Source organism: Bacteroidota bacterium (genome assembly GCA_018698135.1).
GTDB lineage: Bacteria > Bacteroidota > Bacteroidia > CAILMK01 > JAAYUY01 > JABINZ01.
The window spans coordinates 1-9,401 of the sequence record JABINZ010000088.1 but is presented as its reverse complement, the minus strand read 5'-3'; the positions used below and the strand labels follow the sequence as shown (position 1 = coordinate 9,401).

At 32.3% G+C, this 9,401-nt stretch carries 7 protein-coding genes; 1 reads left to right on the top strand and 6 read right to left on the bottom strand.

The window, feature by feature from the left end; genetic code table 11:
* The 3 genes from HOG71_05535 to HOG71_05525 form a co-directional block, all read right to left on the bottom strand.
* Positions 1-1,082 (bottom strand): HlyD family efflux transporter periplasmic adaptor subunit (locus HOG71_05535; protein MBT5990297.1); only part of this gene is annotated, 1,082 nt, incomplete at its 3' end.
* A gap of 1 nt (position 1,083) precedes the next feature.
* Positions 1,084-3,264 carry a peptidase domain-containing ABC transporter gene (locus HOG71_05530; GenBank protein MBT5990296.1) on the bottom strand — a complete coding sequence of 727 codons (2,181 nt, stop codon included), beginning with the start codon at positions 3,262-3,264 and terminating at the stop codon, positions 1,084-1,086.
* Between the two features lie 507 nt (positions 3,265-3,771).
* Positions 3,772-3,969: a hypothetical protein gene (locus tag HOG71_05525; GenBank protein ID MBT5990295.1), complete on the bottom strand. Its 198-nt coding sequence runs from the start codon at positions 3,967-3,969 to the stop codon at positions 3,772-3,774.
* Between the two features lie 422 nt (positions 3,970-4,391).
* On the opposite strand from HOG71_05525, the gene HOG71_05520 reads away from it, so the two are divergent.
* A complete protein-coding gene (locus tag HOG71_05520; GenBank protein MBT5990294.1) occupies positions 4,392-7,667 on the top strand; it encodes a CHAT domain-containing protein in 3,276 nt (1,091 codons plus the stop codon).
* A 14-nt stretch (positions 7,668-7,681) separates the two neighbouring features.
* Here HOG71_05520 and HOG71_05515 read toward each other — a convergent pair whose 3' ends face one another.
* The 3 genes from HOG71_05515 to HOG71_05505 all read right to left on the bottom strand — a co-directional run.
* A complete protein-coding gene (locus HOG71_05515; protein MBT5990293.1) occupies positions 7,682-8,434 on the bottom strand; it encodes a hypothetical protein in 753 nt (250 codons plus the stop codon).
* A gap of 4 nt (positions 8,435-8,438) precedes the next feature.
* Positions 8,439-9,023, bottom strand: a complete 585-nt coding sequence (locus tag HOG71_05510; protein MBT5990292.1) for a sigma-70 family RNA polymerase sigma factor — start codon at positions 9,021-9,023, stop codon at positions 8,439-8,441.
* Positions 9,024-9,245: 222 nt separating this feature from the next.
* A partial coding sequence (locus HOG71_05505; protein MBT5990291.1) for a hypothetical protein occupies positions 9,246-9,401 on the bottom strand: 156 nt, incomplete at its 5' end.

Below are 9,401 nucleotides of genomic sequence, written 5' to 3'. Positions count from 1 at the left end.
ATACCATATTCCATAAAGGGAAAATTGTCAAACTTGATATTTACTTTCTGTCCTTCTTTCACTTTCCCAGAACCTCTTATTGGTAAATTGCATTTTGCAATAACTTCAGATGACTCTTCTGGAATAATGGCAAAAACGGCCTCTCCATCAGTAACATTCTGATTTTCGCTCCAAAACTTAGTCATCGAAATAGTTCCATCAACAGGAGCAAAAAGTACATACTTATGCATCCATTGCCCTATGTTGCTTTTTAAATTATCAAACGATTCAGTTAAATCCAATTGCTGTTCACTCTTATCATCTTTCCCGCTTAACTGCATATCCAAAATCTGTTGTTCAATCTCTTGCGTTTTGATTCGGGTATTTGTTAAATCTGTTTTTGCTTTTTCAACTGCAAACTTTTTGTCCAACACAGCACTTTCAAATTTCTCGTAGCTTGACTGTGATATTATATCCTTTTCCAGCAACTGTTTATTACGATCCAATTGCTTTTGTGCAATGGTAAGTTCATCTTCTAAAACTTTATTCTGCCTGTACAATTGACCATAATAGCTGTTGTATCTGTTTATTTGATTGTTCAGCGATTGAATTTTCTGTGTATGATAATTTAAATCAACAAAGTGTAAATAATTATTGTACTGCTTGAGGAATGCAGAAAAATAGGATTGTAGTTCGCCTAATTCATATTGCTCATTGACAAGTATATAAGAATCTTGTGTGAAGTCTTCTAAAAAAGGTAATAAAGAATCCAATTTACTTTCCAAAGCTTTAATATCGTAATAGTTAGCCGGATTCTGTATGATGGCCAGAATATCATCTTTCTTGACTAGCTGATTGTCGTCAATAAAAATTGCTTCAATCTTTCCATTTGATCTGGCTACTACATCTGTAGGAGGCAATTGAGTGGTCAATTTAACAGGAGAAACTATAATATCAGGATATTTGAAAAACCAGCTTCCTAAAATCAAAATCAATAAAAGCATTAAAATAACTGTCGAACCAACACGAATAAGCCAATTGGGGACTTGCCCCATTAAATCTTGCACTTCTTCGCTTCGTATTTCCAGTTTTTTTTCCTTCATATCAAACACCGAGTTCCAATTGATTTTTCACTAAGTTGTAATATGAGCTTCTACGCTCAGCCAATTCAGAATGGCTTCCAATTTCAATGACTTTTCCTTTTTCAATAACTATTATTTGATCAGCATTTTTTACAGTACTCAATCTGTGAGCAATAACCATTACAGTTTTTCCTTTAAAAAATTCATCCAGATTATTCATGATAATTTTCTCATTGTTGGCATCCAGTGAATTTGTTGCTTCATCGAAAAACAGAAAATCAGGATTTTTATAAACTGCACGTGCAATAAGAATTCTTTGTTTTTGTCCCTGACTTAAGCCATGTCCATCAGCTCCAATTTTGGTATTGTATCCTAATGGTAAATTTTGAACGAATTGCTGAATATTGGCTACTTTAATGGCGCTGTAAAATCTTTTTTGGTCAATTCTTTCATCGCTAATCGCTACATTTCTTGCGATTGTATCTGAAAAAATAAAGCCATCTTGCATGACTGCACCACATTTATTTCTCCATACTTTTTCATTCAAACTTTGTTGGTTAATATCACCTACTTTTATTTCACCTCTAGTAGGAGCATAAAATCCCAATAATAATTTAAGAAGGGTTGTTTTACCGCTTCCACTGGTTCCAACTATAGCTGTTACTTTCTTTTCTGGAATAGAAATATTAATGTCGTTTAATACCATCTCAGACTGTGGCCCTTCGTATTGAAACGATAAATTATTGATATAAATGCTTTTGTCTTCAGGTATAAAACTGATTTTTTCATTTACTTTCGATTCTTCATCATCCTTTTTATGAATTTCAGCTAATCTTTCCAGACTGATTTTGGCATCTTGCGCTTTATTTAAAAACAATATCAATTGTTCCAAAGGACTGTTTAATTGACCAATCATAAACACTACAGCGAGCATCATACCTAAGGACATACTACCTCCTATTACCGCAGTTGCTGCTATGAAAGTGATAAATATATTTTTTGATTCATTGAGAATTGTAGCTCCAGCACGCTGATTCTGACTAAGTGAAAGACCTTTTACATTTACTCGAAATAATTTTGCCTGAATATTCTCCCATTCCCACCGTTTTTGCTTCTCACAATTATTGAGTTTGATTTCTTGCATTCCGGTGATAAGTTGAATCAGGTTCGATTGATTATCTGCTAATTGATTAAATCGCTTATAATCCAGCACCCTCCTTTTCTTCATAAAAAGATAGACCCATAAAACATACAAAAAGCTACCAATAATAAATACTGCTAATATTTTCAAACTATAAAAACCAAGTACAATTCCAAAAACGATGAGATTGACAAATGAAAATAAAATACTAAGAGTTGAATTAGTAATAAAAGATTCAATACGCGTATGATCTGATATGCGCTGTAATAAGTCGCCAATTTTTTTAATATCGAAAAAACCTATAGGTAATTTCATCAGCTTGATCAAAAAATCAGATATCAGTGATATATTCACTCGCGTACTAATGTGTAGAAGAATCCAGCCTCGAATAAAATCAACAGATGTTCTTCCAAGGAAAAGTATTAATTGTGCTATTAACACCAAATAAATAAAGCCAATATTGTGATTATTAATACCATAATCGACTATTTGCTGTGTTAAAAAAGGAAATAGCAGCAATACTAAACTCCCAATTAATAAACCCGTAATTAGCTGAAATAAATATTTTTTATAGGGTTTGACATAGGAAAAAAGAAATTTGAATCCCGATTTATCGATAATTTCATCATCAACTAAATGAAAGTCAGGTGCTTTTTCGATTAACAGACATAATCCTTTTTCGCTTCCATCCTGTATCCAGCTTTTAACAAATTCCTCGTGAGAATATTTTAATAAGCCATGAGCGGGATCGGCCACATATACCTTATTTTTTGTTATTCGGTATACAATAATGAAATGATTCTGATTCCAGTGAATAATGCTTGGGAAGGTAACATCCGCTTTTAACTGTTCAAAATTAATCCTGTCTCCTTTAGATCTAAGTCCAATGGATTCAGCAGCATCACTAATTCCAAGCAGAGAAACTCCTTCACGTGTAATAAAACATTTATCACGCAAAGTTTGAATAGAATAGGTTTTTCCATAATATTTGGAAATCATTTGCAGACAACTCGGACCACAATCCATTGCGTCTAACTGATTATAAAATGGAAATTTTGCCATAAATGAATTCTTAGCCTACTCTGACTACTGTCAAAAATAACAAGGCTTATAAATTCTCCTTAATAAAGTTATACGCAGTTTTGTGAATATCTGATGAAATGAGAGCAAAAAAAAACTTGCTAGCAGAGAAACTACTAGCAAGTGTACTTAAGACGAACAGTGGTAAGCCTAAGCCATAAATTTTAATGAAATTGCCTACAAGACAACTGGGATCCAGATGTCTATGTCTTCTACAATTACGGTTCCTTCTGGTGGTGGCTTCTTCTCACCATCCATCAGTCCACCCCTTACATTGTAGAGTTCGTCATTAGACAAGGATTGAAATGTTCCTTTCATAACTACATTTTAAAAAGTTAACAAAGTACTGCCTGTTCTACCAAATCAGACAGTAAAAAAGTCTTAAGCGCTACTATATTCGCTATACCTTCAAAAGGTTACCTTTATTCAATTATTTTTTCCAATTAATTGTTTTTTTGCTAACCTTATATATTTTTCATTGTGGATAAGTCAAAACTTCTTATTATTTGTTATCCAACATGTTACGGGATTGTTCTCATCAACACCTATCAAAAGCCAACCACTATCCACAAGCGATTTGCGTTTTTTAATAAATTCTTCCACTTCATCATAACTTATCTTATCAACATGGCGCGGATCATTACGTAAAATTTGCGTTTTATCAACATAATTTCGTATCCATTTCAAGACAGCAACATTGCTCACACCTAGCATCCTACCTATTGCCCTAAGGCCTTTACCTTCCAAATAAAGATAGATTGCATGCCTTTTAATATGATTAGCCCTTCCCCTGTTATTCACAGAAAAAAAATATCCACAATGATTGCATTTATAACGCTGTCTTGACAGGACTATTCCTGCCTTAACAATCAATTCCGATCTACATTTTGGACACTCAAACAACATAATTGCTAACAAATATAAGCATATATATATTTAATTAGCAACTTTATTAACAATTTGTATTATTTGGGAGTCAAAATCTATTACTTATCAACCGAAAAATGTTCGTTTGTAGACAATTATTACGCTAGCAGACCCATGAAATTTTTAATATTGTTACTTAATACAATTCATTCATGTTGTTGTTATTTAATAGGACTTATAAGATGAGCATTAATAAATCATTGAAGATAATTAGCCTTCTTGCATCCTTCTTGTTTTTGACTTATGCACAATTACTTGCAGTCCAAACCGACACAATTACTTCTAGAAATCTTTTATTAGAAATAAATAAAAAAATCATTGACAAAGATTTTGAAGGAATTAACAAAATCTTAAATCCTTTTATTAAAGAAAATTCAATTATTAACTCCTATAGTCTGGCAAAACTGCACCTGGAACATGGTAAAAACCTAAAACATTTAGGCGATTATCAAGCCTCAAATCAAATTCTAACTGCACTTGAAAATAAGCTTGATGAGACACAAACTTTTTCGAAACATATATATCCTGACTTGTATCATGAATTAGGAGGTGTTCATTTACTTTTAAGAGATGTTAGTAATGCAAGTAGTTATTCATTGAAATCAATAGAATATAGAAAGAAATCAAAAGGGATTAAAGCTCCTGCCCTATTTAAGACCTATACCAACTTAGGAACTATATATCAAGCCATCGGTCAAATCGAAAGTGCTATTGAAAGCTTTAATAAGGCATTGCATATCAAACTTTCTAACCAGGCAAAACCAGATATGCAGCTGGCCATGATATACCAAAATATTGGGCGATTATTCTACCAACAGGAAATGTTTGACAGCGCCTTGTATTATTATATAGAAAGTCAAAACATTAATGACGAGATTCTGACCGACAAGGACTATCAGCTGGGTGTTTTTTACGCAAATTTTGGAGTATTGCATAAAAACATAGGCAATTACGAAGAAGCCCTAATTTCTTATCAGCGTGCTGAAAAGATCTTTATCAATATTTTTGGTCAGAATGACCTTCAGCTCTACAGTATTTATTCAAATATTGGCAATATTTATAGGATTTTAGGCGATTTAAGTCATGCTTTACAATACTACAAAAATTCTCTTGCACTAGCCGATAAGGATCCTGCAAGCAAATATGCTAAACAATATTCCATTTATATAAACATGGCTGGTGTTTATATTAGTTACGGATTATATGAAGATGCAATAGCGTATTTAGAAAAATGTTTTCAGATAAAAGAAGAATTTTGGGAAAATATTGATATAGAATTACCATATGGCAATATGGCAATTTGCTATACAAAGTTGGGAGAAATCGAAAAGGCTGAAAAATTCTATCAAAAACAAATTGAACAGGTTGAAGAATCTGAAGTTGAAAACATTGAATTAGCCAATGCTAATTTAAGCTATGGGATTTTTTGTTTAAGCGTCAAAAAAGATGGCGAGGCCCTACAAAGACTTACAAATGCAAACAAAATATACAAAAAACTATATGGGAACAAACACCCCTATGTTGCTAAATCAACAATTAGTTTGGCTGATTATTACTTTAATAAAGATCTCAATAAATGCTTGAGTTTATTGCAAAATGCATTTACACAGGTAATTCCTGATTTTGATGACAAACGAATTGAATCTAATCCAGGTATCAATCATAGCTCATCATCACTTATCCTATTAAGTATTTTTCAGAAAAAAGCTGAAGCACTTTTTGCCTTGGCAGATGGTAATAATTCCAAGAAATTGTTGCTGTCTCTGTCTACATTAGATCTAGCAACCCAACTATCTCAGATAATTCAAGTTGACTATAGTAGTGAAGAAAGCAAACTGTTTATTTCTTCCAATCAAAAAAAATATTCTGTTTTATCAGCTCAAATTGCCATTCAACTACATCATATCACCAAAGACCAGCAATATTTAATAAAAGCATTTAACATCGCTGAAAAAAGTAAAGCAGCAATATTATTATCATCACTGCAAGACTTTGACGCCAAAAGTATTAGTAATATTCCTGCAGAAATAAGCGACCAGGAAAAGGACATCAATAAACAACTTTCTACATACAGAGAGTTGATTTACAAAGAAGATCAAGCAGAATTCCCTGATAAATCAATGATTGATAGATGGCAAAAAAAAGTATTTGATTTAACACAGCAGCAAGAAAAGATTATTATTACATACAAAGAAAAGTACCCTAGCTATTTTAATTTGAAATATGAGACTTCAGTAATAGCACTTGAACATGTACAATCGCAACTAAATACGGATGAAGCATTAATTGAATATGTTATTGGTGACACTGTTATTATTGCTTTGTTGATTACCAAAAACGGTATCCAAGGTCAAATAATTTATGTGGGTGATGAATTTGTGAATCATGTTAATATCATTCGGAATAATTTAATTTCAGGTGAATTTGGAAACAATGCCTATGAAAATTATGTGGCTTATGTTCAATCTTCTTCCATCATTTATGAAACAATACTAGACAATTTCCTCAAAAACAATAATTTTAAGAAGTTAACAATCATTCCTGATCATGTTCTTTTCTATATACCCTTTGAAGTTTTGTTAAGTTCAAAACCCAAGAAATTAAATCTAGATTATAGAAAATTGGACTATTTAATTAAACGTTTTAATATTCGCTATTCATACTCCGCAACATTGAGTTATACAGATTTCAAAAAAAATCGAAAAACCTCCAGGAAACTATTAGCCATGGCTCCTGAATATGGGAATTATGATCACTTAAATGCAGAGAGGTCGGAAAGTATAAAAGATTACAAAAAATACCTCGTTAACTTACCTGGTGTAGTAGATGAAATTAGGCAAATAGTAAAAAGCATGCGTGGAAAAGCATATTCAGGAGCTGAAGCTACAGAAGGTGTATTTAAAGATATTGCTTCAGATTATGGTGTTTTGCATTTAGCCATGCATACCATAGTGAACAATGATAATCCGATGTTTTCCAAATTAGTTTTCTATTTGAATAATGATTCATTGGAAGATGGCATGCTGAATACCTATGAGTTATATGATATGAACTTAAATGCAAAGCTAGCCGTATTAAGTGCTTGCAACACAGGATCTGGCGCACTTCAGGCAGGCGAAGGAGTGATGAGTCTGGCACGAGGATTCATCAGTGCAGGATGCCCCAGCATCATTATGACACTTTGGGCACTTGAGGACAAATCTGGACTTGAGATTATGACATCTTTTTACAAACTATTTGCAAGAAGCAAATCTTCGGACTATGCGCTCTGGCAGGCTAAGCTTACATATTTACAGAATGCAGATAAGCTTAAAGCTCATCCCTATTTTTGGTCGGCCTACGTAATGATTGGAAGTCCCGTGAAACTAAAAAGTTTACTTCCGTATTATTTTGGTGGATTCTTATTATTACTTGTGGTGGGTTTTATTGCTATCAAAGCAAAAAAAAAGGCCAGCTAAGCTGACCCTATAATTTATAATTTCTTCAAAATATCTTTTGCTTGTTCCTGATAACTACTATCTTCATAAGCAATTTTTTCGAACATGGATTTTGCAACATCGTTTTGATACATTTTTAAATAACAAATAGCCATATACCATTCCGCTTGTTCAACATAAAGATTATTTTGATGATCAATAATTAACTGGAATGATTCTATAGCCTTTTTATAGCTAAAAGATTCCATATTTGATATTCCTGCATATAAATGAACAGAAATATTAGAATAATCTTTGTCTAAAATCTGATTGAATAATACAAGTGCATCATTGTACTTTTTATCATTATATAGTGCTAAGGCATCACTCAAATCTTGATCTATATTCGTACTAGCAGAACGAACAATCCCATTCGCTTCATAACTTTGATAATACATATTGAAAATCTCATCATTCGTGTAATTCGATTGAGAGACGAATTTTAATCCAAACGAAACCATTAGAGTTATAGAAGCAGCTACAGCAATATATTGCCATTTAAATTGGAAAAATTCCTTTGTAAAGGATTTTTTGCTTGTTACATCCGTTTCAATGCTATTCAATTTTGATCGAAGGTTAACAATATCCAAATCGAGAATAGCACCATTAATGTCTTTGTGCAATAATACTTCTCGTGCAAAATTTGGATTGTTTTTAAGTTCATTTTCAAACCAAAGTTGTTCTTCGGGGTTTAGGTCAGAACTTAGGTGGCGTTCTATAATGTCTGTTTGGTTGTGGTGGGCATTCATTATGTTAGTTTTTAGTTTGGGTATGATGGTCTTTGTTTCTCAAAGTTAAGTCATTCTTGATACTGTCTACAAGTTTTTTCTTGCATTCGAACTTTCTTTTCTTTGCATATTGCTCAGTCTTGTACCCCATAATCTCAGCGATTTCGCGTAATGGAACTTTTTCCAAAAACAATCTTAATACCTTCTGGCAATCTTTGTTCAGTTTGTTAAAATGATATTGGTATAATTTATACTCATCATTTTTTTCAAAGTTGCTTCCAATAACTGATGATAACTCCGCTATCTCTTCTCCGTTTCCAAATGTCTCACCTCTGATTCTTTTTTTCTCCAGTTGCTTGAGCCATAAAAGCCTGCAAACTGAATAAAGATAAGTACTTAATGAACAACTTAATTCTAATTTTTCCTCCTTTATTTTTTTATAGATAATGATAATTGCTTCCTGAAAAATATCCTGAGCATCTTCATCATTTCCATTATTTTTCTTGATCAGATTTCTAATTGTTTCAAAATATTTCTTATAAATATATTGAAGTACACTGTTATCGTGTTGTCTTATGCCTTCTATAAGAGCGTCCTCAGAAAGATGCATTTGTAAATTTATTCCTGTGTTCAGTAAAAGGTTACCTAATCGTTGCAATTTATATCTACCAGTAAGTAGAATTGACTAAAAATCGCTCGTTTTGTTTCTGAAACTGCTAGTTTCAATTAATTTATTATATCAGCAAAAGTATTAATATTGACTGTTTTTAAAGCCCATATAAACGAAAAGTTATCCCCAAAACAATGGAATAGAATCTTTCTTATTTGTGATTTAGCTTTTACTTGCTATTCTTTGACTATACTTCATATAAATAATTGCAATTAGTAAAGCTACCATACCTGCACTAAACGTAACTGAATAGTTATAGGCTTGAAGCAAAATGATTCCAATTATGGGTGCAAAACCTGCTCTTACTCCAACTAAACT